Raw genomic sequence first — 16,121 nt, 5'->3', positions numbered from 1 at the left:
CCTACCGTGGACGGCATGTCGAGATGGGTGTGGCCGGCCGCGGCCGGTGTGGTCACGTCGGCCACGGGGGTGGCGATCAACCTCGCCACCGACGGCGGCGCGAACCCGTGGGCGTGGGTGACGGTCCTGCTGCTCACCGCGTTGGGCGTGGTCATCGCCCTGCGCGTGCAGGCGACGGCCAAGCCGACCGCGACCGGCGACCCGGCGCCGGACCCGCGGCCACCGGCGCCGACCGTGCACAACAGCGTCAGCGGCACCGTGACCGGCCCCGTGGTGCAGGCGGGTGACATCGGCGGCGGCCTCACGATCAACTCGCCGTCCACAGTCAACCAGACGGCGGTCGCGCGCGACGGCGGCACCGTCCACCAGGCCGGTCGCGACATCCGTCACGACTAGGTGGTGGCAGGACCGCGGTCGTGCGGCCCCGTGGGACGTCACCGCGACTCCCGTGCCGGACCCGGATCACCCGGTTGTGCGCGAGGTCGTGCCCCCGCTCGGCGTTCACCGAGACCCGGCGAGGGCTCCCGTCGCGACATCCGTCACGACTGGCCCGACCTCGGCCGGCCCGCGGTGGCCGACCCCCTAGGCTGGCCCGCGTGCAACGCTGGAGAGGGCTCGACGACCTGCCCGGCGGCTGGGGCCGCTGCGTGGTGACCATCGGCGTGTTCGACGGCGTCCACCGCGGGCACCAGGCGCTGATCGACCGCGCGGTCGGGCTGGCCGAGGAGAAGGGCGTGCCGAGCGTCCTGATCACCTTCGACCCGCACCCGTCCGAAGTGGTCCGGCCGGGCAGCCACCCGGCCCAGCTCACCAGCCTGCGCCGGCGCGCCGAACTGGTCGAGGGCCTGGGCGTCGACGTGTTCTGCGTGATCCCGTTCACCGCCGAGGTGGCGCGCACGCCCGCCGACGAGTTCGCGCACGAGGTGCTGGTGGACCGGCTGCACGTGGCGGCCGTGGTGGTGGGGGAGAACTTCACCTTCGGCCACCGGGCGGCGGGCAACGTGGACCTGCTGCGCGCGCTGGGCAAGCGGTTCGGTTTCGTGACCGAGGGGGCGGATCTGGTGACAGACGACGGCGTCACGTACTCGTCGACGTACATCCGGGCGTGCATCGACGCGGGCGACGTGGCCGCCGCCGCGCAGGCGCTCGGCCGGCCGCACCGGCTGGAGGGCATCGTGGTGCGCGGCGACGGCCGCGGCAAGGAGTTGGGCTTCCCCACGGCCAACCTGTCCACCACGCGGTTCGCCGCCGTGCCCGCGGACGGCGTGTACGCGTGCTGGTTCGTGCACGGTTCGGGCCGCCGCCTCAAGGCCGCGGTGAGCGTGGGCACCAACCCGACGTTCTCCGGCCGGGAACGGCGGGTGGAGGCGTTCGTGCTCGACGTGGACGAGGACTTCTACGGCCAGCGGGTCGCGCTCGACTTCGTGGGCCGGCTGCGGGACATGGAGAAGTTCGACAGCGTCGAGTCGCTGCTGGAGCAGATGCACCGCGACGTGGCCACGACGCGTGACCTCCTGCCGGATCCGGGTGACGCCTGACGGGTTGAACCAGGTGGGTGGAACCGACCGTGCGACGCCCGCCGACCTGGCAAGATGCCTGTCACGTCCGTCGGTCAGGGGAGAGGCGAAGGTGGAGGACCACAAGATCGTCCAGCGCAATCTCGCGTTGCAGCGGGAGTGGTACGGGGAACCCTTGGGCGACCGGGTGCGCCGGCTCGTGGTCGCGTTCAGCGTCTCCCAGGCCCAGCTCGCGGACGTGCTCGGCATCAGCGCCCCGATGTTGAGCCAGGTCATGAGCGGACGGCGGGCCAAGATCGGCAACCCCTCCGTGCTGGCCCGGATGATCATGCTGGAGCGCAAGGTCCTCACGCCCGACGTCGCCTCCGGTTCGCCCGACGCGCTGCAACGCGCGCTGGAGGACGTCCGCCAGTCGAAGCCGACCGTGAGCCGCGACTCGCTGCCGGTGAACGGCAGCGCCGACGACGAGGCCGTGGTGTTCCCGTTCCTGCGCCGCCTGGCCGACCGCCGCGAGCTGTCGCAGGCCGCCGACGTGCTCGGCGAGGACTTCCCGGCCCTCGCGGAGCTGCTGCGCCGCGCGGGCAAGGGCCGCGACGCCTGACCCGCGCCGCTCGTGAGCCTCTTCTCCGCCATCTTCCCGCCCGCCGACGTCGTCGACGAGCTGCACGACGCCCTCCGCCCGCACCGCGCGGCGCACCCGCGGCTGCGCTGGCAGCACCCGGCCCGCTGGCACGTCACCGTCCGGTTCTTCGGCGAGACCGGGCCCGCCGGCCCGCTCGACGGCCTCGACCGCGTGACCGCGCCCGTGCTGAGGTTGCGCGGCAGCGGCACGTTCCGCCAGGTGCTGTGGATCGGGGTGGACGGCGCGCTGGCCGAGCTGGGCGGGGCGGCCGACGTGCCGCCGGACTGGCGACCGCACCTCACCGTGGCCCGGGGCGCCGTGCTGCCGCACGTGGAGTTCACCGGTCGTGAGTGGACGGCCACCGAGGTCGCGCTGGTCCGCAGCCACCCGGCCGAGGGCTACGCGGTGCTCGACCGGGTGCGCTTGAGCACGTCAGACGGGTAGCGCGCGACCACTGCTGGTAACCTCGACATTTGGGTCTGGCTGCGGTCCGTGGCGGCCAGTACCGACTACCCCGCTCACGTGGGGCCGCACGGCACTTACCAGCACAAGGAGTAGCGAGCACGTGGCACTGACCACCGATCAGAAGAAGACCATCCTCACCGAGTACGGCGTCCACGACACGGACACCGGCTCCGCCGAGGCCCAGGTCGCGCTGCTGAGCAAGCGCATCGCCGACCTGACGGAGCACCTGAAGCAGCACAAGCACGACCACCACTCGCGTCGTGGCCTGCTCCTGCTGGTCGGCCGGCGCCGCCGGCTGCTCAACTACCTCTCGAAGGTGGACATCCAGCGCTACCGCGACCTCATCGGTCGGCTCGGCCTGCGCAGGTGAGACGTGCCGAGGGGGAGTGACCACCGCGGTCACTCCCCCTCGGCGTAGTTCGTAGACAAGACGCGAAGACAAGACGAGGGAAGCACGCGCGGCGAACGGGACGACAGTTCGCCGGTCCTCGGTAGTGGCCCCCTGGTGTGCGAAACCCAGGGGACTTCGATCGAAGACCGGCCTCGTCCGAACCGCGATCCCCGCGCCGTGAGCGCGCTGTGACCCGCATGACGAGGAGTACCCATATGACGGACATCGAGGTCCACGAGACTTCAGCCGTGATCGACAACGGTCGGTTCGGCACGCGCACCATCCGCTTCGAGACCGGTCGCCTGGCCCGCCAGGCGGCGGGCTCGGTCGTCGCCTACCTGGACGACGAGACGATGCTGCTGTCGGCGACGACGGCGTCGAAGCACCCCAAGGAGCACTTCGACTTCTTCCCCCTCACGGTGGACGTCGAGGAGCGAATGTACGCGGCGGGCCGCATCCCCGGCTCGTTCTTCCGCCGCGAGGGCCGCCCGTCGACCGACGCGATCCTGACCTGCCGCCTCATCGACCGGCCGCTGCGCCCGTCCTTCGTGGACGGTCTGCGCAACGAGATCCAGGTCGTCATCACGGTGATGAGCCTGAACCCGGCCGACCTGTACGACGTCGTGGCGATCAACGCCGCGTCGGCGTCGACGCAGCTCGCGGGCCTGCCGTTCTCGGGCCCCATCGGCGGCGTCCGGGTGGCGCTGATCGAGGGCCAGTGGGTGGCGTTCCCGACCTACGAGCAGCTCGAGAAGGCCGTCTTCGACATGGTCGTCGCCGGTCGCGTCGTCGGTGACGACGTCGCGATCATGATGGTCGAGGCCGAGGCCACCGACAACGTCATCGACCTGATCGGCGAGGGCGCGCAGGCGCCGACCGAAGAGGTCGTGGCCGCCGGTCTGGAGGCGTCCAAGCCGTTCATCAAGGCGCTGTGCGACGCGCAGGCCCAGCTGGCGCAGGTCGCGGCGAAGGCCACCGGCGAGTTCCCGACCTACCCGGCCTACCAGGCCGACGCCTTCGAGGCCGTCGAGCAGGCCGCGTCCGGCGAGCTGGGCCAGGCGATGACCATCGGCGGCAAGCAGGAGCGCGAGTCCCGCATCGACGAGATCAAGGCGTCGGTGCTGGAGAAGCTGGCCGAGCAGTTCGAGGGTCGCGAGAAGGAGGTCGGCGCGGCGTTCCGCTCGCTGACCAAGAAGCTCGTGCGCCAGCGCATCCTGCGCGACAAGGTCCGCATCGACGGCCGCGGCCTCACCGAGATCCGGTCGCTGTCGGCCGAGGTCGAGCTGATCCCGCGGGCGCACGGCTCGGCGCTGTTCGAGCGCGGCGAGACCCAGATCCTGGGTGTCACCACGCTGAACATGCTGCGCATGGAGCAGCAGATCGACTCGCTGGCCCCGGAGACGCACAAGCGCTACCTGCACCACTACAACTTCCCGCCGTTCTCCACCGGTGAGACCGGCCGCGTGGGCTCGCCCAAGCGCCGCGAGATCGGTCACGGCGCGCTGGCCGAGCGGGCGCTGATGCCCGTGCTGCCCAAGCGCGAGGAGTTCCCCTACGCGATCCGCCAGGTCTCCGAGGCGCTGAGCTCCAACGGCTCGACGTCCATGGGCTCGGTCTGCGCGTCCACGATGTCGCTGCTCAACGCCGGCGTGCCGCTGAAGGCGCCGGTCTCGGGCATCGCCATGGGCCTGGTGTCCGACGAGGTCGACGGCAAGACGGAGTACGTCGCGCTGACCGACATCCTCGGCGCCGAGGACGCGTTCGGCGACATGGACTTCAAGGTCGCCGGCACCAAGGAGTTCGTCACCGCGCTGCAGCTGGACACCAAGCTGGACGGCATCCCGTCCGAGGTGCTCGGCGCGGCCCTGGGTCAGGCCCGCGACGCGCGCCTGACCATCCTGGAGGTCATGGCCGAGGCCATCGACAGCCCGGACGAGATGAGCCCGTTCGCGCCGCGCGTGACGTCGGTCAAGATCCCGACCGACAAGATCGGCGAGGTCATCGGCCCGAAGGGCAAGATGATCAACTCGATCACCGAGCAGACCGGCGCCGACATCTCCATCGAGGACGACGGCACGATCTACGTCGGCGCGGCGGACGGCCCGTCGGCCGAGGCCGCGATCGACCTGATCAACGCGATCGCGAACCCGCAGCTGCCGAAGGTGGGCGAGCGCTTCCTGGGCACCGTGGTGAAGACCGCGGCGTTCGGCGCGTTCGTGTCCCTGCTCCCGGGCAAGGACGGCCTGATCCACATCTCCAAGCTGGGCAGCGGCAAGCGCATCAACAAGGTCGAGGACGTCGTCAACGTCGGCGACAAGCTCCGCGTGGAGATCGCGGACATCGACCAGCGCGGCAAGATCAGCCTGGTGCTGGTGAACGAGGACGCGGACGCGGCCCCGGCCGCGGACAACCCCGCCCAGGACGCCGCACCCGCCGAGGCCGAGGCCAACGCGCAGTGACGACAAGCGTCAACAGGACGGCCGCGGGTGCTTCTGGCGCCCGCGGCCGTCCGCTTGCGCGCCGGCTCGGGCACCTGCAGAAGCCCGGCAGCACGGTGTCGCTGGAACGCGGTGACGCGGGCGTGGCCGTGCGCCGCAGCGTGCTGCCGTCCGGGCTGCGGGTCATCACCGAGCGCATCCCGGGCGTCCGGTCGGCGTCGGTCGGCCTGTGGGTGCAGGTCGGCTCGCGCGACGAGCGGGTCGAGGTCGCGGGCGCCGCGCACTACCTGGAGCACCTGCTGTTCAAGGGCACGGTGAACCGCACGGCCGCGCAGATCGCCGAGGAGATCGACGCGGTCGGCGGCGAGCTGAACGCGTTCACCGCCAAGGAGCACACCTGCTACTACGCGCACGTCCTGGACGAGGACCTGCCGCTGGCGGTGGACCTGGTCTGCGACGTGGTGTTCGACGCGCTGTGCGAGCCGCGCGACTTCGAGACCGAGCGCGGCGTGGTGCTCGAAGAGATCGCGATGCGCGACGACGACCCGGAAGACCTGCTGCACGACGCGTTCCTGGACGCCCTGCTCGGCGAGCACGCGCTCGGCCGTCCGGTGCTGGGCACCGAGCAGTCCATCGGAGACATGGACCGCAACGCCCTCTTCGGCTTCTACAAGAAGCGCTACACGCTGCCGCGGATGGTGCTCGCGGTGGCGGGCAACATCGACCACGCGCACGTGATGCGCCTGGTGCGCAAGCAGATCGGCGACCGGCTCGACGGCGTCGGCACGCCCGTCGTGCCCCGGGCGGGTCGGGCGCGCATCCCCGGTTCGCGCAAGCTGGTGCTGCACTCCGACGACACCGAGCAGGCGCACCTGATGCTGGGCGTGCGCGGGCTCGACCGGCACGACGAGCGCCGGTTCGCGTTGAACGTGCTCAACGCCGCGCTGGGCGGCGGCATGAGCTCGCGGCTGTTCCAGGAAGTCCGGGAACGGCGCGGCCTGGCGTACCAGGTGTACTCGTCGGTCGGCCTCTACGCGGACGCCGGCACGTTGTCGGTGTACGCGGGCTGCCAGCCGGACCGGCTCGGCGACGTGGCCGGTGTGGTGCGCGAGGTGCTGTCCACCGTGGCCCGTGACGGGCTGAGCGACGCGGAGGTGGCCCGGGGCAAGGGCCAGCTGCGCGGCGGGCTCGTGCTCGGCCTGGAGGACACCAGCTCGCGGATGTCGCGCATCGGCAAGGGCGAGCTGAACTACGGCGACTACCTGTCCGTGGAGCAGACGTTGGCGCGCATCGACGAGGTCACCGCGGCCGACGTCGCCACGTTGGCGAAGGACTTGCTGCGACGCCCCGTCGCCGCCGCCGTGGTCGGCCCTTACGCTCACGCCGACGATCTGCCGTCCCAGGTGCACGAGGTGATCTCTTGAGTTCCGCAGAACCACTCCGCGTGGGCGTCATCGGCGCCAGGGGCCGCATGGGCGCCGAGGTGTGCCGCGCGGTCGAGGCCGCGGCGGACCTGGAAGTCGTCGCCATGGTCGACGCGGGTGACTGGCTGTTCAACCTGGCCGACGCCGGCGCCCAGGTCGCGGTCGACTTCACCAGCCCCGAGGTGGTGATGGACAACATCCGGTTCTGCGTGGACAACGACATCCACGCCGTCGTCGGCACCTCCGGGTTCGACGCGCGGCGGCTGGGCACGGTCGCCGAGTGGCTCGAACCGAAGCCGGAACTCGGCGTGCTGATCGCGCCGAACTTCGCCATCGGCGCCGTGCTGTCCATGCGGTTCGCGGAGCTGGCCGCCCCGTACTACGAGTCGGCCGAGGTCATCGAGCTGCACCACCCGCGCAAGGTGGACGCGCCCTCCGGCACGGCCGCGCACACGGCCCGGCTGATCTCGCGGGCGCGCGCGGCGGCGGGCCTGGGCCCGATGCCGGACGCGACCACGCAGGAGGCCCCCGGCGCGCGTGGCGCGCTCGTGGACGACGTGCGGGTGCACTCGCTGCGGCTGGCCGGGCTGATCGCGCACCAGGAGGTCGTGTTCGGCACGGAGGGCGAGACGCTGACGCTGCGGCACGACTCGCTGGACCGCAAGTCGTTCATGCCCGGCGTGCTGCTGGCCGTGCGGTCGATCGCGGAGCACCCCGGGCTCTCGGTGGGGCTCGACCGGTACATGGACCTCTGACCTGCCCGTGATGACGCCGCTGCGGCTGACGCCGCTCCCGACGGGGCCGACACCGTGAAGACCCGCACCGTCGCGTTCGTGATCACCGCCGCGCTGGCGGTGTACTTCGTGCTGCTCGGCGGCAGGGCCGCGGTGCTGCTGGGCACCGGCGACCCGGTCGGCATCGGCCTCGGCGTCGGCGTGCTCCTGCTGCCGCTGATCGGCGCGTGGATCGCGTGGACGAACCTCAGGTTCGGCTTCACCACCGAGCGGATGGCGCGGCAGCTCGACGCCGAGGGCGCGCTCCTCGACACGTCCGGGTTGCCGCGCCGCCCGTCCGGCCGAGTCGAGCGGGAGGCGGCCGACGCCTGGTTCGAGGAGCGCCGGGTCGACGTCGAGGCGCGGCCGGAGGACTGGCGGGCGTGGTTCCTGCTCGCGCAGGCCTACGACCTGGCCGGCGACCGCGGCCGGGCCCGCGAGACCATGCGGAAAGCGATCGACCTGTTCTCGCTGCCGACGAATCAGGCTTAATCCAGTCGGGTGAGACGCGATTCATTCGGTCTTCACCCTCTGTCACCTTGGAACCTTCGGTGGGCACGGTTACCGTGGGTGACGTGGCCAAGTCCTGCGAGACCCTGAGAGTGACCGTCGCCTGCCTGGTCGTCGTCGTCGCGCTGGGCATCGCGCTCGTGATCGGCTGACCGGGCCGGTTTCCTGGGGAAGAATCAGGCGAACCGCCGCCCGTCCCCAGGAGTGCCCATGACCTTCGCTCGGATCGTCCGGGCGGCTCTCGCCGTCGCCGCGGCCCTGGTCGCGACCGGTCTCGTCACGCCGACGGCCACCGCGCGCGCCGAGGTCGGCTGCGACGTCGCCTACCAGGTCACCGACCAGTGGCGGAGCGGGTTCGGCGCGCGCGTCACCCTGACGAACCTCGGCGACCCGCTCCCGGGGTGGACCCTGGAGTGGGCGTTCACCGCCGGGCAGCGGATCACGTCCGAGACGTGGAACGGCGTGTTCAGCCAGAGCGGCAGCACCGTGCGGGTGAAGAACACCGCCTACAACGGCGCGCTGGCCACGGGCAGGTCGGTGACGGTCGGCTTCAACGGCGCCTGGTCGGGCAGCAACCCCGCGCCGACGTCGTTCACCGTGGACGGCGTGCCGTGCACCGGCGTGCCGGTGACCGCCGACACGACCGATGACCCGCCCGAGCCGACGTCCACGCCGTCGCTCACGACCGTGCCGTCCGCCACGACCACGACGACGACCGCTACCACGACTTCGGCGTCCTCGTCCACGTCGACGGTCACGACCACCCCGTCGGAGTCGTCGGCGGCAGCCGGCGCCGCGGTCACCTGGCCGACCGCGTCGCCGAAGCCGGCGGTCGTGCTGTCCGCGGACGTGAGCCCCGACAGCGGGGTGGACGCGCTGCGCCTGGGCCTGGTCATCAGCCTGCTCGTGGCGGCGGTGGGCACCGCCGTCCTGCTCGTCGTGCGCCGCCACCTCCGACGGGTGGGTGACCCCGACGAACGGCTCTAGGCGTCACACGACCGGGTGGTCCACCGCGCGCTGACCCGAACGGCGGGGTAATCGAGGGGGCATGGATCGCGTAGCAGTGGACCGCCTCTACGACTGTGACGTGCTGGACCGGCACGGTCGGCCGATCGGACCCGTCGCGGGGGTGTGGCTGGCCGGCAACCGGCCGCTGTGGGCCTCCGTGCGCGGCGACGGGGGCACGACGCTCGTCCCGATCCGCGGCGCCCAGGTGCACGACCGCAGGCTCGTGGTGCCGGTGGACAAGCGGGAGGTGGAGGACGCGCCGAAGGTCGGCGACCGCGACCTCTCGGAAGCCGAGCAGGCCGAGCTGCACGACCACTACGGGCTGAGGCTGCCCGAGCAGCGCCTGGTGCGCCACCAGCGCGCCGTCAGTGCACCCACCAGCCAGCCACCGCGGCAGGCGAGGCGGCGAGCACGCTGAACCGGGCGAACCGGCCGGCCACGCTGGTGGAGATGAACAACCACGACGACATGCCGGCCAGACCCGCCAGCACGGTGGTGAACATGAACGGCGGCAGCCCCACCACGGAGCTCACCGCGTGCGTGCCGAACATCCAGTGGGGGTGCCGGTGGCAGCGCACGCGCACCCACTCCAGCCTGGTCTTCCACTTCAGCCGCCACGGCGACAGCGCCTTGTCCGGTTTCTCCGCGCGCTTCAGGACCGCGGGCAGGCGCAACGAGCCGCGCGCGGCCAGGAAGTAGAACATCTTGCCCAGCACCTGGCCGACGGCGACCGCGATACCGATCCACCACCACGAGATGCCCGGTTGCTGGGTGACCAGCCCGATGACGAAGATCTCGATGCTGATGAGGGGTAACAGCGCGGAGCCGAAGGCGACGCCGAACGTGAGGCACAACCACCCGAGCACTGGGCGAGGTTACCCGCGCCGTCACGGTTCGAGCAGTAGGGACAACCCCCCGGTAACCCTTATTTCGCGCAACGGCCGCCCGCCGGCGTCCAGGGTGCGGACCGTGCCGTCGGCCTCCCAGCCCGCCTTGCCGTAGAAGCCGATCAACGCCTTGTCCGCCTCCGGGACCCACGCGACGCCCCTCGTCGCACCGGCTTCACGCAGGTGGGAGGCGGCCGTGGCGAGCAGCCTGCCGCCGTGCCCGCGCCGTGCCCAGCGCGGTTCCACGAGCACGTTCAGCAGCGCGGTCGTCGCCGCGTCCTGCGGCAGCGAACCGTCCGCGCGCGCCACTTCTCCTTCGGGCGCCAACCCGGCGACGCAGAAACCGACCGTCCACGTGCCCTCGGCGGCGACGAACACCTGCCCGTGCCCGACCGCCTCGGCCCACGCGGACGTGGTCCGGTCGACTTCGACGGTCCACAGGACCTCGGCGGGCACGATGTCCCGGTAGGCGGTGCGCCAGGTGTCCCGGTGGATGCGGGCGATCTCCGCCACGTCGTCGGACTGCGCGGTGCGCACGGTGGCGTCGGCCATGCCGGCACCCTATCGGCCGCCGTCCGGGCCGGGAGCGTCGGACGTCACGGTCGCCGCGGCCGAAATCCGCGTGATCGCGGCGGTGCGGCGTGAAAGCGTCGGTGACGTGCGTTGGGCAGCGTTGGGCGTCGTGTACGTGGTCTGGGGTTCGACCTACCTGGGCATCAGGTTCACCATCGAGTCGATGCCACCGCTGGTGTCGGCCGGCACGCGGTTCCTCCTCGCCGGCGCGGTGCTGGCGGTGGTGGTGGCGTGGCGCGGCGGGCTGCGGATGACGCGGCGGCAGTTCGGCTCGGCGGTGCTGCTGGGACTGCTGCTGCCCGCCTGGGGCAACGGGCTCGTGGTGCTGGCCGAGCAGTCGGTGGCGTCGGGGTTGGCCGCGCTGCTGGTGGCGGCCGTGCCGCTGTACGTCGTGCTGATGCGGCGGATCACCGGTGAACGGCCGCACGGCGTGACGTACGCGGGCGTGGCGATCGGCCTGGTGGGGTTGGCCGTGCTGCTGTCGGACGACATGGGCGAGACGTCGTGGTGGGGGCCGTGGGTGGTGCTGCTGGCGGCGTTCGGGTGGGCGTTGGGGTCGTTCCTGAGCGGTCGGCTGGACACGCCGGCGAACCCGTTCGCGTTGTCGGCGGTGGAGATGCTGGCCGGCGGGGTGGCGTTGACGGTGGCGGGGCTGGCCGCGGGGGAGCGGGTGTCGCTCGGCGCGATCACCACGTCGTCGTGGGTGGCCTGGGGCTACCTGGTGGTGTTCGGGTCGTTGCTGGCGTTCAGCTCGTACGTGTACGTGCTGGGGCAGTTGCCGGTGTCGACGGTGGCGACCTACGCGTACGTGAACCCGGTGATCGCGGTGGTGCTCGGGGTGTGGCTGGCCGACGAGCGCTTCGGTGTGCGGCAGCTGCTCGGCGGTCTGCTGGTGGTCGCGGCGGTGGTGCTGGTGGTCCGGGCCGAGCGGAAACGTCGTACCCCGGTGGGAGTATCGCCTCGTGCAGAAGATCAACGCTGACGTCGCCCGCCGGATCGCGCTGGGCGCACAGGGGTTCGCCGACCCCCGGCCCGCCTCCGCGCCCACCCGGCGGCACCTGCGGAAGGTGCTGTCCCAGGTCAGGTTGTTGCAGCTGGACTCGGTGAACGTGGCCGTCCGCGCGCACTACATGCCGTTGTTCAGCAGGCTCGGGGCCTACGCGCCGTCGTTGGTGGACGAGGCGGCGTGGTCGCACAGCGCGCGCAGGCCGCGGCTGCTGGTGGAGTACTGGGCGCACGAGGCGAGCCTGGTGCCGGTGGAGGACTGGCCGCTGCTGCACTCCGGGGCCAAGCGCCCCGGCTGGTGGAAGAACTACGCGGCGGTCGCCGAGCGCTCGCCGCGGCTCGTGGACGACGTCCTGGCGGTGGTGGCGGAGCTGGGGCCGGTCGGCGCGGGCGCGATCGAGAAGGCGTTGGCCGGTGGCGGGCCGCGCGCGAAGGACCACTGGGGCTGGAACTGGTCCGAGGTCAAGCAGGTGTGCGAGTACCTGTTCGGCGAGGGCGTGCTGACCACCGGGTCGCGGCGTGGTTTCGAGCGGCTGTACGACCTGAGCGAACGGGTGCTGCCGCCGGAGGTGTCGGCGCGGCGGTCGTCGGTGTCGGCGGAGGAGGGCGCGCGCGAGCTGGTGACGCGCGCGGCGACGGCGTTGGGCGTGGCGACGGAGCCCGACCTGCGCGACTACTACCGATTGGGGCCCGCGCGCAGTCGGCAGGCCGTGGCGGAGCTGGTCGAGGCGGGGGTGCTGGAGCCGGTGGAGGTGCGGGGGTGGGGCGCGCCCGCCTACCGGCACGTCGAGGCGCGCGTGCCGCGGCGGATCACCGGGCGGGCGTTGCTGTGCCCGTTCGACCCGCTGATCTGGGAACGGGCCCGGACCGAGCGGATCTTCGGCTTCTACTACCGGATCGAGATCTACGTGCCCGCGCCGAAGCGGGTGCACGGCTACTACGTGTTCCCGTTCCTGCTGGACGGCGAGCTGGTGGCGCGGGTCGACCTGAAGGCGGACCGGGTGGCGGGCGTGCTGCGGGTGCAGGCGGCGTACGCCGAGCCGACCGCGGACGTGGGCCGGGTCGCGGTCGAGCTGGCCGCCGAGCTGCGGCACATGGCGGACTGGCTGGAGCTGGACGACGTCGAGGTGGTGCTCAAGGGAGACCTCGCCGGGGTGCTCAAGGCGGTGGCGCGGTGACTGCGACCACTCGATCAGCTGACAGAAGTTGAAATCTGTCAGGCCAAGTCCCATAGTGGAGTCATGACGAACTCCACCCACCGCGTGACCCGGCGTCGAGTCCTGGGCACGACCGGCCCCGAGGTGTCGGCGCTCGGCCTGGGCTGCATGGGCATGTCGGACCTGTACGGCCCGGCCGACGAGGCGGAGGGCGTGGCCACCATCCACGCCGCCGTCGACGCGGGCGTGACCCTGCTCGACACCGGCGACTTCTACGGCATGGGTCACAACGAGCTGCTGATCCGGCAGGCCCTGCGCGAGCGCGACCGGGACGACGTGGCGATCAGCGTCAAGTTCGGCGCGCTGCGGGACGCGGACGGCGGCTGGCACGGCAACGACGCCAGGCCCGAGGCCGTGCGCAACTTCCTCGCCTACACGCTGCGCCGGCTCGGCACGGACCACGTCGACGTCTACCGCCCGGCCCGCCTCGACCCGGCCGTCCCGATCGAGGAGACCGTCGGCGCGATCAAGGAGGAGGTCGAGAAGGGCCGCGTCCGCCACATCGGCCTGTCCGAGGTGGGCGCGGACACGCTCCGCCGCGCCAACGCGGTCCACCCGATCGCCGACCTCCAGATCGAGTACTCGCTGATCTCCCGGGGCATCGAGGAGGAGATCCTGCCCACCGCCCGCGAGCTGGGCATCGGCGTCACCGCGTACGGCGTGCTGTCGCGCGGCCTGATCTCGGGCCACTGGACAGCGGTCAAGGGCGCCGGCGACTTCCGCGCCGTCTCGCCGCGCTTCCAGGGCGGGAACCTCGACCACAACCTGTCGCTGGTGGAGGCCCTGCGCGCGGTGGCCGCCGAGAAGGGCGCGACGGTCGCGCAGCTGGCCATCGCCTGGGTGCTGGCCCAGGGCGACGACATCGTCCCGCTGGTGGGCGCCCGCCGCCGCGACCGGCTGACCGAGGCACTGGGCGCGCTGGACGTCACGCTCACCGAGCCGGACCTGGCCCGGATCGAAGCGGCGGTCCCGGCCGGCGCCGCGGCGGGCGAGCGCTACGCGCCTGCCCTGATGGCGCACCTGGACAGCGAGCGCTGACCGCGGTCCGCGCCGCCGGTCGGTGCGCGCACAATTGGCCGGACCAGCCGGCGACACCAGGGAGCACCACGTGGCGGAAGGCGCACTGACCGCGGAGGTCATCCTCAGCACCACGGAGGACGTCCTGCGCCGCTTCGGCCCGGCCAAGGCGACCGTGGTGGACGTGGCCCGCGCCCTGGGCGTGAGCCACGGCAGCGTCTACCGGCACTTCCCGACCAAGACGGCGCTGCGGGAGGCCGTCACCCAGCGCTGGCTCGACCGCGCGCACGCGGGCCTCGCCGAGCTGGCCGCTGCCGACACGCCCGCGCCACAGCGCCTGCGCGACTGGCTGGCGGCCCTCTTCGAGGCCAAGCGCAAGAAGGCCCTGGGCGACCCGGAGCTGTTCGCCACGTTCTCCGTGCTGGTGAACGAGAACAGCTCCGTCGTCGCCAGGCACATCGCGGCGATGGTCGACGACCTCACCCGGATCGTCGCCGACGGCGTGGCCACCGGCGACTTCGCCACCGAGGACCCGGCCGTCAGCGCCGGAGCCGTCTTCGCGGCCACCGCGCGCTTCCACGACCCGGCCCACGCGGGCGACTGGTCCGCCCCGGGCGTCGACGCGGTGTTCGACGCGGTGGTGTCACTCCTGGTGTCAGGGCTCCGGCCCAGGCCGCAGGAAGCCGCGGCGCGCGCATCGGGGGTGCGCACGCCGCGGCTTGGTCCGTGACCGGTGGTCAGGCCGTGGTGGCCGTGGTGACCAGGGCGGTGCCGCTGCCGGTCCGGCCGGTGATGAAGAGGGACGGCTCGTCCGCCGGCGGGGTGTCGGAGACGTCCAGGTCGCTGCGCGCCGAGCCCGAGTTGGAGACCAGGTCGACCTGCGCCGCCACACCGGGGCGCACGCCGACGCGGACGTCGCCCGAGCCGGTGCCCAGCTGGACCCGGCCGGACGCGGCGTCGGCGATGGTGACGTCACCGCCGCCCGTGCGCACCTGCACGTCGTTCTGCACGGTGCCCAGCCACACGTCGCCGGTGCCCGTGTAGATCACGGTGTTCCCGCCGACCGACGACACCTCGACGTCGCCGCTGCCGGTCTTCGCCCGCAGCCCGCCGAGCATCGGCCCGAGCCTCAGCTTGCCCGAACCCGAGTTGACCTGCGACGACGCGTCCGCGCGATCCGCGGTCACGTCACCGGTGCCGGTGTGGAGCTCCAGCCGGCCCGCCGCGCCGGTCACGGTCACGTCCGCCGAGCCCGCCTTGGTGATCACGTGGGAGCCGGCCGGCGCCCGCACCGTCACGCTCAACGGCACGGCGCGCAGCGGCAGCGCCTTGGACGAGTGCACCTTCACCCGCCCACCGGACAGTTCGAGCCGGGCGTCGCGCACCGCCTCCGCCGGCCCGGCCGGCTGCCCGCTCCCGGTGCCGAACTGGTCGTTCACCCAGCTCAGCAGTCCGGACAGCCCCGCCGACCACGACTCACCCGGCGACGGGTCGTGCTTGACCTCGACGTGCACGCCCGGCTCGTCGACCAGGTGCACCCGCACCCGGCCGGCGAGCAGCGCCACGTCGATCTCCACGGCTCCGTCCACCTCGAAGCTCTGCTGCCGCACTACGACATCCGATTCCACGACTCCCCCTCAGCCCTGCACCCAGCCGCGGACGCGGGAGGACGACGACGGATCGCCGCCCGACTGGTCCTTCGGCGGCCCCCAGTGCTTGTGGCCGCCACCACCGCGCCGCCCGCCGACCGCGCCCTGCACGGCCTGCGCGACGAACGTGTTGAGCGACAGCCCCTGGGCCGCCGCCGCCTGCTCGGCCTTGGACTTCAGCTCGTCCAGCAGGCGCAGCGTGACGCGCGTGGCGTCACCGGCGGAGGGCCGGGGAACTTCCCGGGGCTCGGGTTCGCGTTCTTCCCGAGCGGCCGTGCCGGTGACGACCACCTGCACGTCCCGTCCGTCCAACCGCACGTCGACGACAGGGCCGTCGAGGGCCGCGGTGACCTCCGCGGCCAGGTCGGACAGCGCGTTCATGAGCGCGAGCCGCGCGGCGGGCTCCAAGGCTGCGGACAGCAGGGCCGCGGTGCGCCGGGTGTTGTCGTCCCCGGCGGACGCGGCCGTCGCGAGGTCCTCGCGCAGTGCGGCGATGTACGGCGACAGATCCATGACACCACCATGACGTCAAACCTGACATCAGTCAAGCGGGACGGTGATGTCGTTCATGACGGCACGGCGCGCGCCGCGAACGGACGCGGCCGTGTCCGCCGAACGGCGGTGG

The 16,121-nt window shown here is 72.4% G+C and carries 19 protein-coding genes; 15 read left to right on the top strand and 4 right to left on the bottom strand.

The window, feature by feature from the left end:
• Positions 1–15 precede the first annotated feature (15 nt).
• From ACQPYE_RS33370 to ACQPYE_RS33320, 11 genes are all read left to right on the top strand, one after another.
• On the top strand, positions 16–396 hold the full coding sequence (locus ACQPYE_RS33370; protein ID WP_498717072.1) for a hypothetical protein: 381 nt from the start codon (positions 16–18) through the stop codon (positions 394–396).
• 200 nt (positions 397–596) lie between these two features.
• Positions 597–1,538: a bifunctional riboflavin kinase/FAD synthetase gene (locus tag ACQPYE_RS33365; RefSeq protein WP_498717071.1), complete on the top strand. Its 942-nt coding sequence runs from the start codon at positions 597–599 to the stop codon at positions 1,536–1,538.
• 91 nt (positions 1,539–1,629) lie between these two features.
• Positions 1,630–2,118 carry an XRE family transcriptional regulator gene (locus ACQPYE_RS33360; RefSeq protein ID WP_498717070.1) on the top strand — a complete coding sequence of 163 codons (489 nt, stop codon included), beginning with the start codon at positions 1,630–1,632 and terminating at the stop codon, positions 2,116–2,118.
• Positions 2,119–2,130: 12 nt separating this feature from the next.
• Positions 2,131–2,583: a 2'-5' RNA ligase family protein gene (locus ACQPYE_RS33355; protein ID WP_498717069.1), complete on the top strand. Its 453-nt coding sequence runs from the start codon at positions 2,131–2,133 to the stop codon at positions 2,581–2,583.
• Between the two features lie 121 nt (positions 2,584–2,704).
• Complete coding sequence (rpsO, locus tag ACQPYE_RS33350; RefSeq protein WP_498717068.1) at positions 2,705–2,974, top strand: 30S ribosomal protein S15; 270 nt, start codon at positions 2,705–2,707, stop codon at positions 2,972–2,974.
• Between the two features lie 236 nt (positions 2,975–3,210).
• The gene (locus ACQPYE_RS33345; RefSeq protein WP_498717067.1) at positions 3,211–5,454 is read left to right on the top strand and encodes a polyribonucleotide nucleotidyltransferase; all 2,244 of its coding nucleotides are present in this window, start codon (positions 3,211–3,213) and stop codon (positions 5,452–5,454) included.
• On the top strand, positions 5,451–6,857 hold the full coding sequence (locus ACQPYE_RS33340; protein WP_498717066.1) for a M16 family metallopeptidase: 1,407 nt from the start codon (positions 5,451–5,453) through the stop codon (positions 6,855–6,857). The genes ACQPYE_RS33345 and ACQPYE_RS33340 overlap by 4 nt, the downstream gene beginning before the upstream one ends.
• On the top strand, positions 6,854–7,612 hold the full coding sequence (gene dapB, locus ACQPYE_RS33335) for a 4-hydroxy-tetrahydrodipicolinate reductase (protein ID WP_498717065.1): 759 nt from the start codon (positions 6,854–6,856) through the stop codon (positions 7,610–7,612). The genes ACQPYE_RS33340 and dapB overlap by 4 nt, the downstream gene beginning before the upstream one ends.
• Positions 7,613–7,666: 54 nt before the next feature.
• Complete coding sequence (locus ACQPYE_RS33330) at positions 7,667–8,122, top strand: tetratricopeptide repeat protein (RefSeq protein WP_498717064.1); 456 nt, start codon at positions 7,667–7,669, stop codon at positions 8,120–8,122.
• Positions 8,123–8,350: 228 nt separating this feature from the next.
• A complete protein-coding gene (locus tag ACQPYE_RS33325; protein WP_498717063.1) occupies positions 8,351–9,127 on the top strand; it encodes a cellulose-binding domain-containing protein in 777 nt (258 codons plus the stop codon).
• Positions 9,128–9,188: 61 nt separating this feature from the next.
• The gene (locus tag ACQPYE_RS33320; RefSeq protein ID WP_498717062.1) at positions 9,189–9,566 is read left to right on the top strand and encodes a PRC-barrel domain-containing protein; all 378 of its coding nucleotides are present in this window, start codon (positions 9,189–9,191) and stop codon (positions 9,564–9,566) included.
• On the opposite strand, the gene ACQPYE_RS33315 is transcribed toward ACQPYE_RS33320, so the two are convergent.
• A complete protein-coding gene (locus ACQPYE_RS33315; protein WP_498717061.1) occupies positions 9,514–10,014 on the bottom strand; it encodes a hypothetical protein in 501 nt (166 codons plus the stop codon). The genes ACQPYE_RS33320 and ACQPYE_RS33315 overlap by 53 nt on opposite strands.
• Positions 10,015–10,035: 21 nt before the next feature.
• Entirely contained in the window at positions 10,036–10,587 is a 552-nt protein-coding gene (locus ACQPYE_RS33310) for a GNAT family N-acetyltransferase (RefSeq protein WP_498717060.1), read from the bottom strand.
• 106 nt (positions 10,588–10,693) lie between these two features.
• Between ACQPYE_RS33310 and ACQPYE_RS33305 the strand changes: the two genes are divergently transcribed.
• From ACQPYE_RS33305 to ACQPYE_RS33290, 4 genes are all read left to right on the top strand, one after another.
• Positions 10,694–11,590, top strand: coding sequence for an EamA family transporter (locus ACQPYE_RS33305; RefSeq protein ID WP_498717059.1), 897 nt, complete (start codon positions 10,694–10,696; stop codon positions 11,588–11,590).
• Positions 11,571–12,791 (top strand): winged helix-turn-helix domain-containing protein, encoded by a 1,221-nt coding sequence (locus ACQPYE_RS33300; RefSeq protein WP_498717058.1) that lies wholly within the window; start codon positions 11,571–11,573, stop codon positions 12,789–12,791. The genes ACQPYE_RS33305 and ACQPYE_RS33300 overlap by 20 nt, the downstream gene beginning before the upstream one ends.
• 63 nt (positions 12,792–12,854) lie before the next feature.
• On the top strand, positions 12,855–13,868 hold the full coding sequence (locus tag ACQPYE_RS33295) for an aldo/keto reductase (RefSeq protein WP_498717057.1): 1,014 nt from the start codon (positions 12,855–12,857) through the stop codon (positions 13,866–13,868).
• Between the two features lie 70 nt (positions 13,869–13,938).
• Positions 13,939–14,577: a TetR/AcrR family transcriptional regulator gene (locus ACQPYE_RS33290; RefSeq protein WP_498717056.1), complete on the top strand. Its 639-nt coding sequence runs from the start codon at positions 13,939–13,941 to the stop codon at positions 14,575–14,577.
• A 7-nt stretch (positions 14,578–14,584) separates the two neighbouring features.
• On the opposite strand, the gene ACQPYE_RS33285 is transcribed toward ACQPYE_RS33290, so the two are convergent.
• Together ACQPYE_RS33285 and ACQPYE_RS33280 are read right to left on the bottom strand one after the other, a co-directional pair.
• Positions 14,585–15,475 carry a DUF4097 family beta strand repeat-containing protein gene (locus ACQPYE_RS33285; protein WP_498717055.1) on the bottom strand — a complete coding sequence of 297 codons (891 nt, stop codon included), beginning with the start codon at positions 15,473–15,475 and terminating at the stop codon, positions 14,585–14,587.
• 9 nt (positions 15,476–15,484) lie between these two features.
• On the bottom strand, positions 15,485–16,009 hold the full coding sequence (locus ACQPYE_RS33280) for a toxin-antitoxin system HicB family antitoxin (RefSeq protein ID WP_498717054.1): 525 nt from the start codon (positions 16,007–16,009) through the stop codon (positions 15,485–15,487).
• Positions 16,010–16,121 lie beyond the last annotated feature (112 nt).

Origin of the sequence: Actinosynnema sp. CA-299493, assembly GCF_050946825.1 — a bacterium.
Lineage (GTDB): Bacteria > Actinomycetota > Actinomycetes > Mycobacteriales > Pseudonocardiaceae > Actinosynnema.
The sequence above is the reverse complement of the archived record's forward strand: the minus strand, read 5'-3'. Positions and strand labels throughout refer to the sequence as shown.

Coding starts and splice junctions, on each gene's coding strand:
- ACQPYE_RS33370 (WP_498717072.1), top strand. CDS start 16: ATGTCGAGATGGGTGTGGCCGGCCGCGGCCGGTGTGGTCACGTCGGCC.
- ACQPYE_RS33345 (WP_498717067.1), top strand. CDS start 3,211: ATGACGGACATCGAGGTCCACGAGACTTCAGCCGTGATCGACAACGGT.
- ACQPYE_RS33325 (WP_498717063.1), top strand. CDS start 8,351: ATGACCTTCGCTCGGATCGTCCGGGCGGCTCTCGCCGTCGCCGCGGCC.
- ACQPYE_RS33320 (WP_498717062.1), top strand. CDS start 9,189: ATGGATCGCGTAGCAGTGGACCGCCTCTACGACTGTGACGTGCTGGAC.
- ACQPYE_RS33310 (WP_498717060.1), bottom strand. CDS start 10,587: ATGGCCGACGCCACCGTGCGCACCGCGCAGTCCGACGACGTGGCGGAG.
- ACQPYE_RS33295 (WP_498717057.1), top strand. CDS start 12,855: ATGACGAACTCCACCCACCGCGTGACCCGGCGTCGAGTCCTGGGCACG.
- ACQPYE_RS33280 (WP_498717054.1), bottom strand. CDS start 16,009: ATGGATCTGTCGCCGTACATCGCCGCACTGCGCGAGGACCTCGCGACG.